Below are 19,883 nucleotides of genomic sequence, written 5' to 3'. Positions count from 1 at the left end.
GCTCGGATACCGGGAGGCGACCCACAAAGAGGTGCTCAAGGCGCGTCTGGAAGAATTTCTGGTCCTGAACAAGATAGAGCGCGACATACCTTGTCGCCCCACTGAAGACAATGACTGCAAATCAAGGAGCCTCTTATGAAAAACCTGCTTGCAGTGATCGGATTATTTGTCGTTCTGCAGAAAGGCTACGCGTTCTATCGCGAATACAGCGATCTCAAACGCGATGCCCAGAGCCGGCGTGCCCCCGGTTGAGCAGGCGCAGACAATTGCACATGTCGAGACTTTAGTTTTATGGAATACAGAAAGATGGCACTAAGCCATCCAATCTCGTAGCATCGATGCTAAGTTGGCGCCAAAATGGCGACCATCCATTGAATAGGCTTACAAGGTAGTTGCCATGTCTCAAGCGAAGGATACGCTGCTGCGGCTGTTCGCATTGCTGCGTCTGATACCCACGGAGCCGCAGCGCATCGCCACCTCGACGCTGCTGGAAAAACTCCGGGACAAGGGTTTTTCCGTGACGCTGCGCTCCGTTCAGCGCGATCTGAACCGATTGTCCATTCCCTTCTCGCTGCAGTGCGACGACAGTGAAACGCCCTTTCGTTGGAGTTTTACCCGCGACGCGCCGCTGAAACTGGAAGACATGGACACCCCGACAGCGCTGGCGCTCTACCTCTCCGAACGACATCTGACCACCCTGCTCCCGCAAGCGGTGCTGGACCAACTCGGCCCCCAATTCAGGCGCGCCCGAAACTTTCTGGGCGATCTGGGTAACAACGGCCTGGCGGATTGGGCAAAGCGGGTCCGAACGGTTCCCAACGGCAAAACCTTGCTGCCTGCCAGCATTGCACCCCAGGTCTGGAGTGAGGTTTCAACCGGCTTGCTGGAGCGCCGGAAACTGGAAGTGACGTATCAGAGCCGCAGCAAAAGCGAACTCAAGCGGTTCCGTCTGCACCCCGCCGGACTGGTGTCGCGACACGCCATCAGCTACTTGGTGGCGTCGGTGGACGGCTACGACGATCTTCGTCAGTTCGCCCTGCATCGCATTCGCGAGGTCAGGGTGCTGGATGAAGTAGCGGAGTTGCACGCCACGTTCGACGTCGACGACTACATCGACACAGGGATTTTCAACCATCGACAAGCCGATGCGCAGGTCGAACTGGTCGCCGACGTTCACCCGCAGATTGCCGCCCTGCTCAGTGAGACACCGCTGAGCAGTGTGCAGAACCTCAGCGACCTCCCCGACCAGAACTGGAAACGGTTGCACGCTCAAGTGTCGCTGGACCGGGACACGCTTTGGTGGATTTTTGGGCTCAACGACAACATTCGGGTCCATGCGCCACAGGTCTGGGTCGATGAGATCCGCCAGAAGCTGAACAACTTGCGAACCCTCTATTGCGACGCCGCCTCAACAAGCACCTGATGCCCAACAGCGCGCCGATCAACCCTCTGTATCTAGATGATGCCAAGGAAGCTCCATGGACAACCAACGTAAAAAGGCATTGAACAGCTCAGTCAGCCTCTGCCCGATCTGGCCCACCCAGGCGTCGGAAAAGATTGGCCACATGCTGGGCGAAATCAATCACGCGAACGCCATCATCGACAAGATTGCCGGAACCGCGCAAAACAGCGCGATCAAAGGTGGGTTCGCCGCAGAGACATGGCACGCCGAATCATTCAACCTGGACGCGATCCTCAAGGACAAGGAAGTCCGCGCCTTCACTGACAACTTCACCAACACCCCGCTAGCGAAGAATCACACCACCCACGATATCGTGGTCATGAAGGGCGACGAGCAACTGCTCGGTGCGCAATTGAAATATTTCAAGAATGGCGATGCCACGCAGAAGGCATTCAGATCCACCAAAGACGGCATTCATCAGTATCAGGACAGTGATGCATTCATCGGGCCTGCAGACCAGATCGAACAGATCAAGGAAGCGGCCAAACGAGACATGCTGAAAAACCAGCAAACGCGGCCGGAAGTGGCCAATGCCGCCGAAAAGGTTCGCGAGAAGACGACGGACAACCTCGATGTCGAGGGCGTTCAGTCAACGCCTCTGGGCAAACGGGACGCCGAGCATCTGGGCAGCGGCACCGAGGCAGGCAAGCAATTGCATGAAAAGATGCAGAACGGTTACCTGAACAAGGCCACCGTTCAACAAAGCCTTCACGCGGCAGGTTCGGCAGCAGTCATCACTACGGTGATCGCGGGCAGTATCAATACTTTCCAGTCGATCAAACAAGTCCGCGACGGCGAAATCACGGTGGAGCAAGCGACTTTCCAGATTCTCCAAAACACCGCCATCGCCGCCGGTGACAGCGCGCTGAAGGCAGGCATCGCGACTGCGACGGTCAGCATCACAGCACGCAACTTGCCGGTCCTGTTCGCGGGCTCGGCGTTCAAGCGCACCTTCGCCAACAATGGTGTGGCTGCTGCTGCGGTATGTGCCGTGGACGTGGTGCAAAACGTGGTGTTGTTTGCCGCGGGCAAGATCACAAGCGAAGAGCTGGAAACCCGAACGGGCCACAATCTACTGCAGACTGGTGCAGCTGTCGTCGGCAGCTCGGTGGGCGCTGCGGTGGGCGCTCTCGGTGGACCGATCGGTGCGTTGGTGGGCGGCATTATCGGCGGCCTGATCACCACGATGGCCATGAGCATCGCTATCGACAACCACATCGAGAAAAGTTTCCGGTTGACACTGACCGCCACCGAACACGTGGTGGGTAACGCCATGCTCATGCATGACTCGCTGGAATACCTGCAGATGTCGCAGTCGTTCTATGCCGAATTTCACAAGGGCCTGTACTTGTCCGAGCGCCATTTTGCTGGCCAGGTCAAGACCATGGCCGCCCAAAGCACACAGTTGAAGAACCTGATCGATAATCTTTAAGGCGTATTTTCAATGAGCGAAACGGTCGAAGCAGCACCCCAGGAAATCTTCAATCAACCGCTGGACGCCTCGGAGCAGGAAGCGGTTGAGGCACTTGTTGCCCAGCACCAGAACAACGCAGCGCTGACCCAGCAACTGGCAGTGGATGCTTCACGGCTGGTCACGTGCAGCGAGGAACGCCTGAAACAACAAGCCGAGAGCGGATTCTTCAAGCGGTTTGCCGGTGCATTCAGCGGCAAGAATCGCCAGAACCAGTTGCAGAACCAGGTTGACGCGCTGCACATGCAGAAATTCGCCTGGCACTACCTCAAGCAACTGCAGCAGCAGAACCTGATCAACGCCCAGAGTATTGCGGTGATCCGCAACAACCTGGGCACGATGAACGAATACATCATCGAAACCCGGAATTTCGTCCTGGTGGCGGTCGACAAGATCAATCGCCGCCTGATCCGGGTTGAAAACAATACTAACTTTCATCAATGGTCGTTGAACATCGAAGCGAACAAACGTCGCTTCAAATCGATGCCCAAGGGGCTGCTGGTGCTCAACCTGGCGTATGACTTCATGCGCAGCCACCCCGGCGTCATGCTGACCACGCAAGACATCAACCACCTGATCGTCACGCTGGAAAAGCTGGACGTGGACTGTGACGAAGAAGTCGAGCTGTTGAGTTTCATCATCGACCTGATCGATCAGATCGAAACCACCAGCATCGAACGCTACCGCTCGGTCATCGAGCTATCGTTCGAAGAGCATGTCGCCGATTCGTACTTCGTCCAGAAAAACATCTCGGGTTTGGCGTTCAACTCGCTGTATTACCTCTCCGACGAGTACGACCGCATCATCGACATGATCTCGGACGGTGATGTCTGTGACAGCGACGAGAAACGCGAAAAAATCATTTCCAAGTTCTTTGGCAAAGAATTTTCCGGTCTTTATACCCAGTACCGGATGCGCGACCTGATCGAGGAAATCATCGGCGGTAGCCTGCTGATCCTGGAGATTTACAAGGATCAGCACGGCCTGAACGCTCTGACGGATGAGGCCGTCGAAGAGGCCCATGCAGAACCCGTCGCGCTAACCTCATCGTTGCCGGACATCCACACCCATACCTTCTTCGACGCCACTGATGACCTGACCGCCCGACACAATTACCTGTTGCTGTTCGCCCTGTGCATCGATAACTCGGCGTCATTGAACCGACAGGGCCGTGAGTTTCTGGAATTGCTGGCACACAAGGCCGGTTGCCCCCAGGTGCCGGGCGAAATCGGAGCGCTGGCGGACAACCCCCGCAAGGCTCAGGACTACTTGCCGATCCTTCAGGATCTGCTCAAAGGCGACGACAAGACCTACACCTGGCTGCTCGATGCGTTCTACCTGCTGACGCTGTGCCAGAAACAGATCGAAGGTCCTCATGTACTGCGTATCCTGAACGCGCTCAAGCCCGCACAGTTCAAGGAAAACTTCGCCCGTGCGCTGGTGATCATCACCGAACAGGATGAAGAGAACCTGCTTGCGGCTGCCGAGAAGTTGCAGCAGCAGACCAACGGCTGGAAAAACATCGTTCGCTACCGCGAGCTGCGTTTTGAGCAGACCTTCACCGAGGCTCGCGCCAGACTGCGCACGGTCGGTCATGAGGCCAGCAGTCTTTCGTACGATCTGACGAAAGCGACCCTGAAAGCCTCTGATTATTCGTTCTTCATGGAAGCATGGGACGACTCGTTCCTGAGCAAGGTCAGCAGCAAAGTGGAGGGAACGGCTTACACTCTTGGCCGTGGTTCCTGCCTGTCCTCGCTGAACGAGATGCGCAAGAAAATCAGCGATTTCATCTCCGGACATTCCAGCCTGCTGAATCAGGGTAATCGCGTGCTGGCGCGCTGGGGACTGCCAACGATCACGTTCAAGGACGAATCGGGGTATGCCAATTTCGAATTGGACAATTCCGTCACGAACGAGGATTGGTACGACCAGTTCAATCACTTCGAATGCCAGCTGGACAATACGCTCACTTCCTTTTCCGAAGCCTGCACCGATGTTGCCGAACAGCTCGATCTGTTTACGGAAGGTCAATTCGACGAGTCGGTGGTCGAACGCAAAGCAAAACAGCGCGCCGAACGGCTCGACCAGCACCAGCAGGAGAAACTGGCCAAACAGTCGGTCATCATCGAAAGGGACGGCCGTGATCACCTGTTCAGCATCGAGTGGAGCCAGGTAGAGCACCCGCCCTGCGACCCCGAGAAGATTCAGTACATCAAGACCGATGGCACCACCTGGCTGATCGTCGACAACGACAATCGGTTCTATCGCAGCCTCGACCGTGAGCACTGGCACACCGTGCGCCTCAGCGCCTCCGAAGACTCGCCGTACATCAGCAAACTGGATTTTGTGGGCGGCATGTGGATCGCCGTGGCGGGCTACAGCGACGGCTTCTATTACTCCCGCGATGCTCAGAACTGGAAACAGAGCCACTTCCCGGACGTGGCGGGCTACGAATTCACCCGCACCGAAGAAATCGTCTATTTCAACGGCCTGTGGCTCTGGCACTTCAAGGAGCGCAAGGAGTACTCCTACATTGAAAAAGGCCTTATCTTCGATTCGACCAAGACCAACAGCTACGACAAGATAGCCGTCTTCTGCACTGCGAACCTCGACAATCAGTGGCAGCGTTGGGAGGACACACCGAGCCTTTCGGAAGGTGTCGTGGTGGAGAGCCTCCAGCCATTGCCGGACGGAAACACCCTGCTCGCGTTCTGTAAGTACGACTGGTTCTATACGACGTCGAAAAAGAAGAACAACGTAGCCTCCTTCGTCAGCTACTACACTGCCGGAAAAGGCTGGCGAACCTGCACCTGGGCCAGTGAAGACGACCACTACGATGCGCCGCTCATCACGCGTATGGGCCAGACGCTGATGTGCTTCTACTCGGACCGCGTGATGACGTCCGACAAAAATGGCTACGAGTGGAAGCTTCAGTCCAAGGACATCCGCATCAATGCCTACGCCCATCTGCGGGATGTGAGCCTGTTTACGACGCGCTGGGGCCGGGAAGCGCTCTACGTGAGCCAGACAGGAGAAACCTTTGCGGAACTGGTACTCGAAGAAGGCGATTGGAAGCACTTCGCGGCCAACGAGCAGGGCACCTTGAGCGTCTACTCGCCGAACAAACACGAAACCTTCCTGCGAAGCGGCAACTACATCTGCCAGCCGAAAGCGTAGCGCGGATCGGGGGGGGCATCGCCGATGCTCCCCTCTGCCGTCAACGCGCGATTTGCGCCCCATACCCCGCCATCAACTCGACGATCCAGTCGATGAACACCCGCAACTTGAAACTGATGTGACGATTGGGCGCGTAGGCCACGAACAGCGCGAATGCAAATGACTGGTCAAGTAGATGCAATTGCGCAGAGCCCATGCGAGTGGGAATGCGGAGCCTTCCCGCTCGCGTGGGCTTAACCGAGAAAGCCCCAAGAGAGAGGCTTGCAGCGGCGACAGTCGCCACTCCTGTCGCCATGCTGCAGACCAGGTATTACGCGGGTTGTCGCCGGTGTCGCCGCTGTCGCCAAATCAACCATCACTCAATCTGGGGAGTCATTCTCGGTTACCGGCGGCGTCCGGTGAGCGCTCACCGTATCGGCACGACGTTATGGTCCCTGGTTTGATTGATCGCAGATGCCGACAGGTTGCCAGTGGCCGCTTTCTGAATGTGCTCACTCCACCAAGCCATCATCGGACGCCGGCGTTCGATGTAGTCCGCTCGGTTGTAGGCACTTCGGACTTCGTCCTTGTCGACATGCGCCAGCGCGACTTCGATCAGCTCCGGATCCCACCCATGCTCGTTCAGGATGGTGCTGGCCATGGAGCGCATACCATGGCTGACCAAGCGGTCCTGGAAGCCCATGCGTTTCAACGCCATGTTGGCGGTCTGGCTATTGGCGTGGGTGCGCGGATTTCTATCTGCCGGGAACACGTATTCCCTGTGACCACTGTGGGGCTTGAGCGCCTCCAGTAACGCGAGTGCCTGTTCGGTCAGTGGGATGGTATGCGGACGACGCTTTTTCATGCGCTCCGGCGGGATGGTCCAGATGCGTTTGTCGAAGTCGATATCTGCCCATCGAGTGGTAGCCGCTTCGGCAGGACGGGTCATGGTGTGCAGTTGCCATTCGATCAGGCAGCGGGTGATCCGCTTGATGCTGGCGTTCGCGATTTCGATCATGAGCTCGGAAAGCTCATCGGGTCGTAGCGCGGCCATGTTCTCTTTCTTGGGCTTCTTGAATACCGCTCGAATACCACTGAGGGGGTTAGAGAAAATCAGCCCGGAGTTTACTCCGTAGGTCATGATCTCGTTGAGCCGTTGGCTCAGTCGCTTCACTGTCTCGAGACTGCCTTTGGCTTCGATGGGACGAAGGAGCTTGATGACCATCGGGGCGCTGATCTGCGAGAGAGGCGTTGTTTTCAAGTCTGGAAAAACATGCAGCGTTAGCGAGCGCCAAATGTCTTCGGCATATGCTGGCGTCACGGAGTCCTTCTTTAGCTCGAACCAGGCGGTGGCCACCTTCTCGAAGGTGTGCTCGGTCTCAGCGAGTTTGGCTTGCCTTACCTCATCGCGTTGAGCTTTGGGATCAATGCCCAGAGCGAGCAACTCACGCGCTTCTGCGGCTTTCTTCCGGGCGTTGGCTAACGAGAGGTCGGGGTATGGACCGAGTGCCATATTGATACGGCTTCTGGTCAACGGTTCGCGGTAATTGAAATTCCACATCATCGAGCCGCTGGCGCGTACTCGAAGCTGTAGGCCGTCGCCGTCGCTAAGGACGAAGTCTTTACCAGTTGCCTTGACCGCCTTGAGCTGGCGATCGGAGAGACGGGTTGCTTGAGTAGGCATGGGAGCTACCTCGGGCACCGTTTTGGTATCCTAAAAATAGCACCGGGTAGCCCGGGATACCACCTGGGATACCAAACTGTCTGGAACTCCAAAAACCTCGTTGGCCCCCAGAAGCGCTTAAATCCTTGATTTTGCTGGATTACAGGCACAAAAAAAGACGTCCGTGGACGTCTTTAGATGTTGAAGTGGTGGAGCCGGGGGGATTTGAACCCCCGTCCGCCAGTACTCCGCTTTCGGGACTACATGCTTAGCCGTGTCTATTAAGTTAACCCTCAGCGGCCCGACGGGCAGGGTGCATTGGGCGAGCTGTGTAATTTTTAGCCGATTCGTCCACAACATACTGCACGGCGATTCTGTTCTATATGACAATCACTTCGGGTTTACAGACATCCCCTAGTGATTGCTGGCGCCGAAGCGACCAGGAGGGAAGGGCTAAGGCTGCTTACGCAGCGAGAGCGTATTCCCCGTAGGTTTCGTCATTGGCAACTATAAGAAGTTGCAACAGTGGATTTACGAGTTCTGTTACCAACTCGGCATGCCCCTAGAGTTTCGCGACCGGCGTCGAATCCTAATCGGCCCCAATTACAACTGCTCTAGCAGTCAAGTGGTGAGTCTACCTCAATGCAGGGAGGACGTCGACTTTCTGTCAGGCGACGGGGTGAAACAGGCCAGCCCCAGGGCTGGCCTTGGCAATGCTTTTACCTGTCCTCACCCTTGTCGGCCTCTTCCAAGGCCTTTTCGGTCAGCTCGATGCATTTTTTATTGTCGCCAGCTGCTTTTGCGGCCATGGCTTCCTTTTGCGCTTCCTTGAGGTTCATCAGGGTGTCGTCGCCCATGTCGGTTGCGCCGGTGGTCAGGTCATCTTTGATCTGCTGCAGATTGGCGTCGCACAGATCATCAGCGGCAAATACCGGGGAAGCCAACAGGGCGGCGGTGAGGAACAATCCAGTGAGTGCAGTGCGCTTCATGTGTGTCTCCTTAGCCTGTGGACTCGGGGATGGACGGTCTATGAGTCCGATGGCCCGAGCGCTGTGGTAAGCCCGGTTCACTTCTGGGGAGGGCCTGAATAGATTGACTCTTACCTGGCGCAGGGGTTCTATTTTTTCTTGAACTGCCTGTGAAAAAGCCGTTCTTGCGACGTCCGGCGCTCTGACGGGGGCGTGTGGGCCCCGTCAGGGAGGTCCTACGCAGACTTGGCTTGAGTCACTCGGTCCACCAGATAAACCAGGCCGTGGTAATCGATACCGCCGTGTTGCGACAGGCCGATTTCACAGGTCCGGCTGGTGGAAATACCTTCGTTGCAGTACTGCACCGCGTCTTTCAAGGTGCGCAATGAATGCGCGTTCAGTTCTGGCGTAGTGAAGCCCTTGTCACCGGCAAAGCCGCAGCAATGGATGCCTTCGGGTATCACCACATTCTGGCTGCACAGGCGCGCCAGCTCAATCAAGGCCTGGCTCTCGCCCAAGTGTTGGGTGCTGCAGGTGACGTGCACCGCGATGGCTTCCTGCTGGGGGGTGAAGTGCAGCTTGTCCAACAGGTGAGTGCGGATGAAGCGCACCGGGTCGTACAGGTCCAGGCGCGTGTCTTTCAGGTCCTGAACCAGGCGCAGGGTGCATGGGCTGGTGTCGCAATAGATCGGGTCGAGACCGCCGCGACTGGCCTTGATCAAGGCTGCGAGCAGTTCCTGGCGTTTGTCCTCGGCTTGCTCGTTGTAGCCTTTTGAGGCAAAGGGTTGCCCGCAGCACAGGCTGTCCTGATTGTCGGGGAATACCACCTGATACCCGGCCTTCTCTAGCAGCCCACGGGTTTTGTCCAGCAGCGACATCTGTTCGCGGTCACTCGCAGCGGGGCCCATGACGCGTGATACGCAGGCCGCCAGGTACACCACACGTGGACGCTGATCATTGATCGGTGGGCTGAAACGAATGGCCCGTTCCGGCTGCGGCATGGCGGCGGTCCATTGCGGCACGCGACCTGACGACGCCTTACTCAGCGCTGCGGATATTTTCGCCAGGCGTGGAGCGCCCAAGAGCATCCGCGCACCGTTGGCCACGTGCAGCGTGAAGCGCGCACCTTGCAGGGCGGTCTTGAAATTATGGGCCAGCCAATCCGCAGTTTTGCCATGGGTCGCTTCGCGGCTGCGCAGCTTCTTCACCAACTCGCCGGTATTGATCCCGACCGGGCAACGTTGCGCACACAGCCCTGTCGCGGCACAGGTGTCGATGCCCTGATAGTGGTAGTCGCGCTCCAGATCAGTGGTGTCGATGCCCGCGCGTTTTTTCGCCTGGATATCGCGCCAGATCACGATGCGTTGTCGTGGGCTTAGCGTCAGCCCTTTGGACGGACACACCGGCTCGCAAAAACCGCACTCGATGCATTTGTCGACGATTTCGTCGGCGGCGGGCAGTGGCTTGAGGTGTTTCAAATGGATCTGCGGATCGGTGCTGAGCACCACGTCCGGGTTGAGGATGCCGTTAGGATCAAGCAGCCGTTTGAGCTGCCACATCAGTTGATAGGCATCGCTGCCCCATTCCAGCTCGACAAAGGGCGCCATGTTGCGTCCGGTGCCGTGCTCGGCTTTCAATGAGCCGCCGAACTCTACGGCCACCAGTTGCGTGACGTCGTCCATGAACGCTTGATAACGGGCGACTTGCGAAGGGCTGTCGAACCCCTGAGTGAACACGAAGTGCAGGTTGCCTTCCAGCGCGTGGCCGAACAGGATCGCTTCGTCGTAGTGATGCTTGTCGAACAGCGCGATCAGTCGACGCACGCCAATCGCCAGTTGTTCGACCGGGAACGTAACGTCCTCGATGATCACTGTGGTACCGGTTTTACGCACGGCGCCAACGGCGGGGAAGGTGTCTTTGCGAATCGCCCAGAGACGGGCGTTTTCCACCGGGTCTTCGGTAAAGTCGACCTGCTTTTCCACCGGGAATGATGCCAGCGAGGCCATAATCTGCGCGAGCTGCTCATGCAGTAATGCCTGGGAGGCGGCGCGGGATTCGATCAGCAGTGCGCAAGCGTTTTCCGACAATTCACGGACGAAGGCAGGCATGCCTGGTTTGTCTTGCACCGACCGCATGCTGCGTCGGTCCAGCAGTTCGACTGCGGCAACCGGTTGGCTTTTCAGGACGGTGACGGCGGTGCAGCAGGTTTCCACATCGGGGAACACGATCAGCGCCGATGCTTTGTACGGGTGGTCGATGACGGTGTCGTAAGTGACCGCGCTGATAAAACCGAGGGTGCCTTCGGAGCCGACCAGCAAGTGGCTGAGGATATCCAGTGGCTCATCGAAATCCACCAGGGCATTGAGTGACAGGCCGGTGGTGTTTTTCAGGCGGTATTTGTGGCGAATCTTTGCGGCCAGTGTGCTGTTGGCACGTGTCTCGCGGCCGAGTCGGGCCAGTTGTTCCAGCAGGTCGGCGTGGCTCTCGCGAAACGCGGCGACGCTGGCGGAATCTTCGGTGTCCAGGCGGCTGCCATCAGCCAATACCAGGCGAATCCCGGCAAGGGTGTGATAGGTGTTCTGCGCGGTGCCGCAGCACATGCCGCTGGAATTGTTGGCGACGATGCCGCCGATTTTGCAGGCGTTGATTGACGCCGGGTCCGGCCCGATCTTGCGCCCGAACGGTGCCAGCCAAGCGTTGGCCTGGGCGCCAATGACCCCGGGTTGCAGGCGGATCTGCGTGCCCTGACCGCGAATCTCTCTGCCGTTCCAATTGTCGCCGAGTACGATCAGCACTGAATCGCTGATGGCCTGGCCGGACAAGCTGGTGCCTGCAGCCCGAAACGTCACCGGCACGTTTTCAGCTTGAGCCAGCTTGAGCAGCGCGACCACTTCGTCTTCGGACTCGACGCGGATCACCAGTTTCGGGATCAGCCGGTAGAAGCTGGCATCAGTGCCGAAGGCCAGGGTTGAAAGCGGGTCGTCGAAGCGTCTGTTCTTGGGAATCAGGCGCTCGGCTTCGCGCAGGAATACAGCGGGCAGGCTCATGCATCCTCCAGAATCAGTACCACCAGATCTTTCGGGCCGTGAGCGCCGTAGGCCAGGATCTGTTCAATGTCTGCGGTTTTTGATGGGCCGGACACCAGCAGTGCGTTGGTCGGCATGCCGGCTGCCCAGTTCTGTTGTTGCTGGACCTGATAAAAGTTGTCGTAGATTTCGCTGGCCTTGAGCAGGGCGAAATGCACGGGCGGCACCAGACTCATCAGGCGCGGTTCTTCGCGGGTCGGCCATAGAATCAGGCTGCCCGTGGCGGCAATGGCGCCCAAGGTGGTGGTGAAGCTGGCGGGCGTGTCGTCGAACAGCTCGGTTTTCCACGTCTCTACCGCACGGTCATAGGCCTTCAGCGGCGGTAGCTCGGGGTGCACAGTCCAATGCTCGGTGACGCGTCGACCGTGGGGCGTGCCAGGCGCGATCAACAGGCTCGGCAATTGGCGATCATGCACCAATTGTCCGAGCAGCTCCGGCCAGCCCTGTTCAGTGCTGAGATGGATTTCGGTGTGCACAGCTTCCATCAGTTTGCGCAACTGCGCGAGCCGTTGTTCGGGGGCGTAACTCCACGGGGTGGTCACCAGGTCTTCGTCGAAGTTGTCGGCAATCGGCGTGGCACCGGTCAGGCTGTGGCGCAGCTTGTTGAGGATGTTTTGTTTGGCGCTCATCGCTTGGCTCCCGGTTGCTTCTCTATCGACTGCTTGGCCAAATGTTCACGGGCCAGCTCATGCAGCGAGCGAGCTGCCGGTTTCGGTGCGCTGTGATTCTGCGTCCACGGGCCGATGTTGCTTGGGGTCAAATTGCGTAGGCGGGTAGCGAAAAAACCGAACAAACGGTAAAGCGCTGGCGAGCTATTGAGGCGCGACCAGGCATTCCAGATAAAGCGTTCTGTGCGTGAGTATTTGCTGCCCTGGCCGCGCATGACTTTATTCGGCGCGTCCGGCGATTTGACGTTTTCTTCGCGCAGGCGACGCAATAGGGCCGGGATCGGAATCTTCACCGGGCAGACTTCGCCGCAGGCGCCGCACAACGACGAAGCGCTGGGGTGGTCCGGGACTTTGTTCAGGCCGACCATGTGCGGGGTGATGATTTTACCGATAGGGCCTGGGTACACCTCGCCATAGGCATGACCGCCGATGCGGGTATAGACCGGGCAGTGGTTCATGCAGGCGCCACAGCGGATGCAGTTCAGGGTCTGACGCAGTTCACTGTCGGCGAACGCTTGGCTGCGACCGTTATCGAGCAGTACCAGATGCACTTCTTGCGGGCCATCCAGTTCATCGGCTTTGCGTGGACCGGAGATCATGTTGACGTACGTGGTGATGGGTATGCCCAGCGCCGAGCGGGTCAACAGCGACAGCAGTGGGACGGTGTCGCGTAGGTTCTCGACGACTTTTTCGATGCCGGTCACGGCGATATGCACCGGCGGAACCGTGGTGCACATGCGGCCGTTGCCTTCGTTTTCGACCAGCAACAGGGTGCCGGTTTCAGCCACGGCGAAGTTGACACCGGAGACGCCGATGTCGGCTTCGAAGAATTTTTGGCGCAGCACTTTGCGACCGATCTGGATCAGTTTGTCGACGTCTTTGGTGTAGTCCACGCCCAGTTTGTCGTGGAACAAGGTGCCCACCTGGACGGCGTTTTTGTGAATCGCCGGCATGATGATGTGCGACGGTTTCTCGTGGTCGAGCTGGACGATGTATTCGCCCATGTCCGATTCCAGGCATTCAACGCTGCGGGCGGCGAGGAAATCATTCATTTCCATTTCTTCGCTGACCATCGACTTGCCCTTGATCACTTGCCGGGCTTCATGAGCCTCGACGATCGAGAGGACAATGTCATTGGCTTCTTCTACCGTTTCCGCCCAATGCACCTTCACGCCATTACGGGTCAGGTTTCGTTCCAGCTGCTCAAGCAAATCGGGCAGCTTGGACAGGGCGCGCGCACGAATCGCATTGCCCAGGGTGCGCAGACGTTCACGCTCGTCAGCATCGCTGAACGCGGCCGCGCGCTTGGTCATCAGCGAGTCCATGGCGGTGCGGAAGTTGTTGCGCAGTTGGCTGTCGCCCAAGGCTTTGTGGGCTCGGGCACGGAAATCTTCGTGTACCTCAACGGTGGGGATCAGTGTTTGCGTGCTCATTGTCCACCTCCGGTGCGTTGCCACAGGAAAGTGGCCACGTGTTGGCCGCGTAGCGATTCCCGTTGTTTCTCCAGCGAGCCGTTGATGTTCATCAAGCAGCCGCAGTCGGCGGTCAGCACTTGATGCGCGCCCGACTCTTTTAACGCACGTGTCTTGTCCGCGACCATGGCCCCGGAAATATCCGGCATGCGCACGCTGAACGTCCCGCCAAAACCACAGCATTCACTTTCGTGACTGTGGTCTACCCGCTCGACGTTGACCATTTGCGACAACAGTTCCCGGACGTGCAAATGGGTATTCATTTCGCGGCGTGCCGAGCAGGACGTATGCAGTGCAACCTTGATCGGTGCGCCACTGTCCTTGAGCTTCACTTTGCACACGAACAGCAGAAACTCCGCCAGTTCATAGGTGCGGGCGGCGAGAGCACGGACCTGCTTTAAGGTTTCCGGCTCGTCCTTGAACAAGTCGGGGTAGTGCTCGCGCAGCATGCCGGCGCATGAGCCGGACGGTACGACCACAGGGTAATCACCAGAGAACAATGCCAGTTGCGCCCGCGCGACTTCACGCGCCTGATCGGTGTAACCGGAGGTGTAGGCCGGTTGCCCGCAGCAGCTTTGCCCTTGGGGGAACTCAACCCGAATGCCTTCGCGTTCGAGCAGATGAATCGCGTCCATGCCGGCTTCTGGATAAAACAGGTCGACCACGCAGGTACCGAACAGGTAGACCCGCTCAGGTTTCGCATCAGGGTAGTGCCGTGGTTCCGCCTGTGGCGGTGCGACGCGGGTCGCATTAGGTACGGCATTGTAATAGAGCTCACTCATCAGGCGTTTCTCCGGGTGGTCCCGGTTATCCGTCCAGCGCCGCGGTCGAAAGATGCATCATTGACGCTTTCAGCCGCTTTGCAGACCCGGTCATGAATGGTTGACGCCGGGGATTAGCCCGGCGCCAGGTCGTTGCGGGTGTGGATGCTGTTAGTGAACCAGCATGCCGGTGAACCAATAAGCCTGAGCCAGGGTGATGCAGCCGACGATGGTGGCAAAGAACAGACTGTGTTTGAGGGTGAAGCGGAACAGGTCGGATTCTTTACCCACCAGGCCGGTGGCGGCGCAGGCAACAGCAATTGACTGCGGTGAAATCATTTTGCCGGTCACGCCGCCGGTGGAGTTTGCGGCCACCATCAGCACATCGCTAACGCCGACCTGGTGTGCGGTCGTTGCTTGCAATGAGCCAAACAGCGCGTTGGAGGAGGTATCGGAACCTGTCAAGAACACGCCCAGCCAGCCAAGGAATGGCGAGAAGAACGGGAATGCAGCGCCCGTGGATGCCAGAACCAGTGCCAGAGTGGTGGACATGCCGGAGAAGTTCATCACGAAGGCGAACGCCAACACCATGCCAATGGACACGACGGCCCAGCGCAGTTCAAACAGGGTTTCTTTGAAAGTGGTCAGACCGGTTTTGACCCCGATTCGCAACACCAGCATCGACAGCAATGCGGAGATCAGAATCGCGGAGCCGGAGGCTGCGATCAGGTCTAACTTGAACACGGCTGGCATGGCAGTCTGGTTGGCGACGATCGGCGCTACCTTGAACACCAGTTGGTCCAGATGCGGGATGGCAAAGTTCATGGTCCATGCCTGCATCGCACCACCCGCGGCGAACATGGCCTTGAACGGCTTAAGCGTCCAGATGGTGACGATGACGGTCAGAATCAGGAAGGGTGACCACGCTTTGAAAATCTGGCCCACGGTGTATTCAGACTTGACCGACGTGCGTGGCAGACCGAAGCCGCCAGCGCTGGCGACTACTGGGCCGGTTGGGGTAGCACCGGCCATTTGCGCGCCAGCGGTACGTTTAGGCTGCCAGACTTTGAGGAACAGGGTCAGGGCAATCAGGCTGAGCAGCGCTGAGGTGATGTCCGGCAGTTCCGGGCCGATGAAGTTCGAGGTAAGGAACTGGCTGGCGGCGAAGGTAAAACCTGCGACCAGAGCGGCTGGCCAGGTTTCCTTGACGCCACGCATGCCGTCCATCATGAACACCAGCCAGAATGGTACGAACAGCGACAGCAACGGCAGTTGACGGCCGGCCATGGCGCCGATCTTGAATGCGTCGATACCCGAAACCTGGCCCGCCACGATAATCGGAATACCCAATGCGCCGAAAGCGACCGGGGCCGTGTTGGCAATCAGGCACAACCCTGCGGCATAGATCGGGTTGAAGCCCAGGCCCACCAGCAACGCTGCAGTAATCGCCACTGGCGCACCGAAACCTGCTGCACCCTCAAGGAATGCGCCAAAGCAGAAGGCGATCAGCAGCACTTGCAGGCGCGGGTCGTCGGTGATGGTCAGGACCGAGCTGCGGATAATCTCGAACTGACCGCTTTTAACCGTCAGTTTGTAGAGGAATACCGCTGCGATGATGATCCAGGCAATCGGCCAGACGCCATAGGCAAACCCGTATCCGGCGGCTGCAACGGCCATATCAGCAGGCATTTTGAAGGCGAAGATCGCGATCAGTACCGATAACAGCAGCGTAATGCTGCCTGCAACATGGCCCTTTAGCCGGAACACGGCCAAGGCCATGAAGAAAAACACGATGGGGATGACTGCGGCGATGGCGGAAAAGCCAAGGCTGCCGAGTGGGGTATAGAACTGTTGCCAGGTTTGCATATGGGGTGGCCCCTAATTGTTGTTGGTCAGGCCCGGTGTTCCGTATCGCAAGATCGCAGCTCGTTACCGACGGTAAACACGCTAGATCGCGGTCGTCGAATCGAAGCTGACGAACAAGTCGCACAGCTCACCAGCTCAAGCCTTTCGCTATGACGAGAGGTCTTGCGGCGTCGTGGATGGTGGCCACTGAATGCCGGCATTGTAAATTGGTAATACCAATTTACAATGTCTGGACGCTAGGTTAAAAGCCTAGCTATTGATGTGTCAATTTGCCCTTCTAATACTTTCGTCGATTTGCGAAAAAATTAGCATTGATGTGGCATTTTCAGCTGAACCTGAAGGGTGTCGGCGCGGTGGCAATCGGCGAGAATAGGCGGTCCCGACAGATGATCGGGGAGGTGGAGTGAGTTATGGGGTTTGATCAGGTGCGTCAGCGCCGTTTGTCTGACGATATTGTTGAGCAACTGGAAGGGATGATTCTCGAAGGCACATTGAGGTCTGGAGAGCGCTTGCCTGCCGAGCGTGCGTTGGCAGAACAGTTTGGTGTATCGCGCCCATCCTTGCGTGAAGCGATTCAGAAACTTACAGCCAAAGGTTTGCTGATCAGCCGCCAGGGCGGCGGCAATTACGTGGTCGAGAATCTGGGGTCGACGTTCAGCGATCCGTTGCTGCATTTGCTGGAAAGCAATCCGGATGCTCAGCGTGATCTGCTTGAGTTTCGCCATACGCTGGAAGCCTCGTGTGCGTATTACGCAGCCTTGCGCGCGACAGACGTCGACCGTGAGCGGCTGCGGGCGGCCTTTGATTTATTGCAGGACTGTTATTCGCGGGTCGGCGAAGTAAGCCGAGCCGAGGAGGGGGCTGCCGATGCGAGCTTCCATCTGGCTATCGCTGAAGCGAGCCATAACGCAGTGCTGTTGCACACGATCCGTGGTCTGTTCGATCTACTCAAACGTAATGTTGTGACCAATATCGGTGGCATGTATAAGCAACGCACGGAGACCCGCGACATGCTGATCAGTCAGCATCATGAGTTGTATCTGGCGATTATCGAAGGCCGTGCGGAAGACGCGCGCGAAGTTGCCAGCCGCCATCTGCTCTATGTGCAGGAGGTGCTGGAAGAGGTGCGGCAGCAAGTGCAGCGTACGGCGCGGGCGGAGAGACGTAACGCGCTGTGAGGTCTGGCCCGGACTATTTCGCAAATGAATTCGCTCCCACAGAGATTGCGTATCCTCGGTGAGAGCGAATTTATTCGCAAATGAAGCGCCTGAGTGCGTCAGGCAACTCGCACATGCGAGCTGTCAGTCATCTTTACCCTTGGTGCGAACCGCTCGTTGCAGCTCACGATCAGAGTCGCGCTCGCGCTCGGTGTGGCGCTTGTCGTATTCCTTCTTGCCTTTGCCAAGCGCAATTTCACACTTGATCAAGTGTGCTTTCCAGTAAATGGAAAGGGCCACGCAGGCATAGCCTTTCTGCTGAACCGCGGTGTTGAGCTTTTCTAGCTCGCGCTGGTTGAGCAGCAGCTTTCGGGTACGTGTAGGGTCAGCGATGACGTGCGTGCTGGCGGCCGCGAGCGGCGTGATATGGCAGCCCATCAGCCAGGCCTCGCCATCCTTGAGCAGCACATAGCTGTCAACCAGCTGCACCTTGCTAGCACGCATACTCTTTACTTCCCAGCCAGCCAGGACCAGACCGGCCTCGAACTTATGTTCGATGAAGTAATCGTGACGCGCCTTTTTATTTTGCGCGATGGTCCCTGTGGGGTGTTTCTTGAGCTTAGCCATAGGGGACGCATTATAGGGAGACAACGCGCTGTCGGCTACGGTGAAGCTGCGTGCTTGAGCAGCTTGATTGAATCCCGGACAATGCGGCCTCTTTTTTCAACGGTTGAGCGTGTTAACGATGTCGACGGACAAGGTTTCTGTCCACGGCGGCTGGGCGAGCCGCTGGGTGTTCATTCTCGCGGCGACCGGTTCTGCGGTGGGTCTCGGCAGCATATGGAAGTTTCCCTACATGGTCGGCGTCTATGGTGGCGGCGCTTTCGTGTTGGTGTTCCTGGCCTGTATTGCCTTGATCGGTGTGCCGGTGATGCTCGCCGAAACGCTGATTGGCCGGCGCGCCCGGCAAAGTCCGGCCAACGCCTTGAAGGTGTTGGCGCTCGAGGCGGGGCATTCGACGCGTTGGTCCTGGGGGGCATTCGCCGGAATGATCACGGCATTGTTGATCCTGTCCTTCTATAGCGTGGTAGGTGGCTGGTCTCTGGATTACATCATTGATATGGGCCGTGGCGATTTTCAGGGTGTCGCGTCCGATCAAGTGGGGGCTTACTTCGGTAAGGTCATCGCCGACCCTTGGCGCCTGACCCTGTGGCACACGGTGTTCATGCTGCTTTCTGCTGTGGTGATCGCTAAAGGCGTGGTTGCGGGACTTGAGCGCAGTCTGCGGATCATGATGCCGCTGCTCTTTATCCTGATGGTGATTCTGTTGGGTTATAGCCTGACGACCGGACACTTCATGGAGGGCGTGCATTTCATGTTCGACTTCGACGCGTCGAAGCTGCTCGATGGTTTGCTGCCCGCGATGGGGCATGCCTTCTTCTCGCTGAGTGTGGGCGTAGGGTCGATCATGATTTACGGCGCATATATGCCGAAGAACTCATCGATCTCCGGGACCATCGTCGGTGTGGCGTTGCTCGATACGTTTGTTTCACTATTAGCAGGCTTGGCGTTGTTTCCAATTGTATTTGCGGCGGGCCTAAACCCCAGCGAAGGCCCGGGCCTGATGTTCGTGACCTTGCCATTTGCGTTTGGCAACGTGGCGTTCGGCCAACTCATGGGCGTAATCTTCTTCGTGTTGGTGGCGGTAGCGGCCTGGAGTTCGGCTATTTCATTGCTTGAGCCAATGGTGGCCTATCTGATCGAACGGACTAAAGTTCGCCGCGGTTGGGTGACATTCTGGCTGGCATTCATCTGCTGGTTCGTGGGTTTGGGCACGGTTTTTTCGTTCAATATCTGGGAGCAGGCCAAGTTTTTTGTGATCGATGCCGGTGTTTTTCACCTCTACCAATGGGGCTCAGTGGGGGGGCTGAACTTCTTTGGGGTCATCGATTTTTTCACCTCGCGGATCATGTTGCCGCTCGGTGGGTTCTGTTTTGTGGTTTTTGCAGGTTGGGTGATGGGTCGTGAGGCGGTGCGTGATGAGTTATCGATGCGCAGCCCGGTGCTTTTCGCTTTGACGTTCTTTTTGATGCGCTATGTGGCGCCGTTCGGCATTCTTGTTGTGTTTGCCGCTCAGCTTTGGAAGTGACGCT

General features: G+C 57.7%; 13 protein-coding genes, 1 other RNA gene and 1 pseudogene. 5 read left to right on the top strand and 10 right to left on the bottom strand.

Features of this window, described 5'->3' with window-relative positions:
• Nucleotides 1–397 precede the first annotated feature (397 nt).
• From ACVBEG_RS20650 to ACVBEG_RS20640, 3 genes are read left to right on the top strand one after another with little or no spacing between them, the layout of a single operon-like run.
• Nucleotides 398–1,423, top strand: a complete 1,026-nt coding sequence (locus ACVBEG_RS20650) for a helix-turn-helix transcriptional regulator (protein WP_447108261.1) — start codon at nucleotides 398–400, stop codon at nucleotides 1,421–1,423.
• A gap of 55 nt (nucleotides 1,424–1,478) precedes the next feature.
• Entirely contained in the window at nucleotides 1,479–2,894 is a 1,416-nt protein-coding gene (locus tag ACVBEG_RS20645) for a hypothetical protein (RefSeq protein ID WP_447108260.1), read from the top strand.
• Between the two features lie 12 nt (nucleotides 2,895–2,906).
• Nucleotides 2,907–6,110 carry a hypothetical protein gene (locus ACVBEG_RS20640; RefSeq protein WP_447108259.1) on the top strand — a complete coding sequence of 1,068 codons (3,204 nt, stop codon included), beginning with the start codon at nucleotides 2,907–2,909 and terminating at the stop codon, nucleotides 6,108–6,110.
• A 40-nt stretch (nucleotides 6,111–6,150) separates the two neighbouring features.
• On the opposite strand, the pseudogene ACVBEG_RS20635 reads toward ACVBEG_RS20640, so the two are convergent.
• The 9 genes and pseudogenes from ACVBEG_RS20635 to ACVBEG_RS20595 all read right to left on the bottom strand — a co-directional run.
• A pseudogene (locus ACVBEG_RS20635) lies at nucleotides 6,151–6,258 on the bottom strand (LysR family transcriptional regulator); the annotation flags it as partial.
• 258 nt (nucleotides 6,259–6,516) lie between these two features.
• Nucleotides 6,517–7,773 carry an integrase domain-containing protein gene (locus ACVBEG_RS20630; RefSeq protein WP_447108258.1) on the bottom strand — a complete coding sequence of 419 codons (1,257 nt, stop codon included), beginning with the start codon at nucleotides 7,771–7,773 and terminating at the stop codon, nucleotides 6,517–6,519.
• A gap of 186 nt (nucleotides 7,774–7,959) precedes the next feature.
• Nucleotides 7,960–8,353, bottom strand: a transfer-messenger RNA (tmRNA) gene (gene ssrA / locus ACVBEG_RS20625).
• A gap of 118 nt (nucleotides 8,354–8,471) precedes the next feature.
• Nucleotides 8,472–8,741, bottom strand: coding sequence for a hypothetical protein (locus ACVBEG_RS20620; protein ID WP_219063857.1), 270 nt, complete (start codon nucleotides 8,739–8,741; stop codon nucleotides 8,472–8,474).
• Nucleotides 8,742–8,956: 215 nt separating this feature from the next.
• On the bottom strand, nucleotides 8,957–11,767 hold the full coding sequence (locus ACVBEG_RS20615; protein ID WP_322278263.1) for an FAD-binding and (Fe-S)-binding domain-containing protein: 2,811 nt from the start codon (nucleotides 11,765–11,767) through the stop codon (nucleotides 8,957–8,959).
• Nucleotides 11,764–12,435, bottom strand: coding sequence for a LutC/YkgG family protein (locus tag ACVBEG_RS20610; protein ID WP_322278265.1), 672 nt, complete (start codon nucleotides 12,433–12,435; stop codon nucleotides 11,764–11,766). The genes ACVBEG_RS20615 and ACVBEG_RS20610 overlap by 4 nt, the downstream gene beginning before the upstream one ends.
• Entirely contained in the window at nucleotides 12,432–13,907 is a 1,476-nt protein-coding gene (locus ACVBEG_RS20605; protein WP_322278267.1) for a LutB/LldF family L-lactate oxidation iron-sulfur protein, read from the bottom strand. The genes ACVBEG_RS20610 and ACVBEG_RS20605 overlap by 4 nt, the downstream gene beginning before the upstream one ends.
• Nucleotides 13,904–14,728, bottom strand: coding sequence for a (Fe-S)-binding protein (locus ACVBEG_RS20600; protein ID WP_322278270.1), 825 nt, complete (start codon nucleotides 14,726–14,728; stop codon nucleotides 13,904–13,906). The genes ACVBEG_RS20605 and ACVBEG_RS20600 overlap by 4 nt, the downstream gene beginning before the upstream one ends.
• Nucleotides 14,729–14,878: 150 nt before the next feature.
• Complete coding sequence (locus ACVBEG_RS20595; RefSeq protein WP_322278273.1) at nucleotides 14,879–16,573, bottom strand: lactate permease LctP family transporter; 1,695 nt, start codon at nucleotides 16,571–16,573, stop codon at nucleotides 14,879–14,881.
• 410 nt (nucleotides 16,574–16,983) lie between these two features.
• Between ACVBEG_RS20595 and ACVBEG_RS20590 the strand changes: the two genes are divergently transcribed.
• On the top strand, nucleotides 16,984–17,751 hold the full coding sequence (locus ACVBEG_RS20590) for a GntR family transcriptional regulator (protein WP_322278275.1): 768 nt from the start codon (nucleotides 16,984–16,986) through the stop codon (nucleotides 17,749–17,751).
• A 123-nt stretch (nucleotides 17,752–17,874) separates the two neighbouring features.
• Here the strand turns inward: ACVBEG_RS20590 and smpB are convergent, their stop codons facing one another.
• Complete coding sequence (gene smpB / locus ACVBEG_RS20585) at nucleotides 17,875–18,357, bottom strand: SsrA-binding protein SmpB (RefSeq protein WP_219063850.1); 483 nt, start codon at nucleotides 18,355–18,357, stop codon at nucleotides 17,875–17,877.
• A 118-nt stretch (nucleotides 18,358–18,475) separates the two neighbouring features.
• On the opposite strand from smpB, the gene ACVBEG_RS20580 reads away from it, so the two are divergent.
• The gene (locus ACVBEG_RS20580; RefSeq protein ID WP_323566468.1) at nucleotides 18,476–19,879 is read left to right on the top strand and encodes a sodium-dependent transporter; all 1,404 of its coding nucleotides are present in this window, start codon (nucleotides 18,476–18,478) and stop codon (nucleotides 19,877–19,879) included.
• Nucleotides 19,880–19,883 lie beyond the last annotated feature (4 nt).

The organism is Pseudomonas sp. GG8 (assembly GCF_052976945.1).
Note: the sequence above shows the minus strand (reverse complement) of the source record. Positions and strands in the feature narration are given on the sequence as shown.

What these genes read in the sequence shown, in the direction of transcription:
- ACVBEG_RS20650 (WP_447108261.1), top strand. Translation starts at nt 398, where the DNA reads ATGTCTCAAGCGAAGGATACGCTGCTGCGGCTGTTCGCATTGCTGCGT.
- ACVBEG_RS20645 (WP_447108260.1), top strand. Translation starts at nt 1,479, where the DNA reads ATGGACAACCAACGTAAAAAGGCATTGAACAGCTCAGTCAGCCTCTGC.
- ACVBEG_RS20640 (WP_447108259.1), top strand. Translation starts at nt 2,907, where the DNA reads ATGAGCGAAACGGTCGAAGCAGCACCCCAGGAAATCTTCAATCAACCG.
- ACVBEG_RS20630 (WP_447108258.1), bottom strand. Translation starts at nt 7,773, where the DNA reads ATGCCTACTCAAGCAACCCGTCTCTCCGATCGCCAGCTCAAGGCGGTC.
- ACVBEG_RS20620 (WP_219063857.1), bottom strand. Translation starts at nt 8,741, where the DNA reads ATGAAGCGCACTGCACTCACTGGATTGTTCCTCACCGCCGCCCTGTTG.
- ACVBEG_RS20615 (WP_322278263.1), bottom strand. Translation starts at nt 11,767, where the DNA reads ATGAGCCTGCCCGCTGTATTCCTGCGCGAAGCCGAGCGCCTGATTCCC.
- ACVBEG_RS20610 (WP_322278265.1), bottom strand. Translation starts at nt 12,435, where the DNA reads ATGAGCGCCAAACAAAACATCCTCAACAAGCTGCGCCACAGCCTGACC.
- ACVBEG_RS20605 (WP_322278267.1), bottom strand. Translation starts at nt 13,907, where the DNA reads ATGAGCACGCAAACACTGATCCCCACCGTTGAGGTACACGAAGATTTC.
- ACVBEG_RS20600 (WP_322278270.1), bottom strand. Translation starts at nt 14,728, where the DNA reads ATGAGTGAGCTCTATTACAATGCCGTACCTAATGCGACCCGCGTCGCA.
- ACVBEG_RS20595 (WP_322278273.1), bottom strand. Translation starts at nt 16,573, where the DNA reads ATGCAAACCTGGCAACAGTTCTATACCCCACTCGGCAGCCTTGGCTTT.
- ACVBEG_RS20590 (WP_322278275.1), top strand. Translation starts at nt 16,984, where the DNA reads ATGGGGTTTGATCAGGTGCGTCAGCGCCGTTTGTCTGACGATATTGTT.
- smpB (WP_219063850.1), bottom strand. Translation starts at nt 18,357, where the DNA reads ATGGCTAAGCTCAAGAAACACCCCACAGGGACCATCGCGCAAAATAAA.
- ACVBEG_RS20580 (WP_323566468.1), top strand. Translation starts at nt 18,476, where the DNA reads ATGTCGACGGACAAGGTTTCTGTCCACGGCGGCTGGGCGAGCCGCTGG.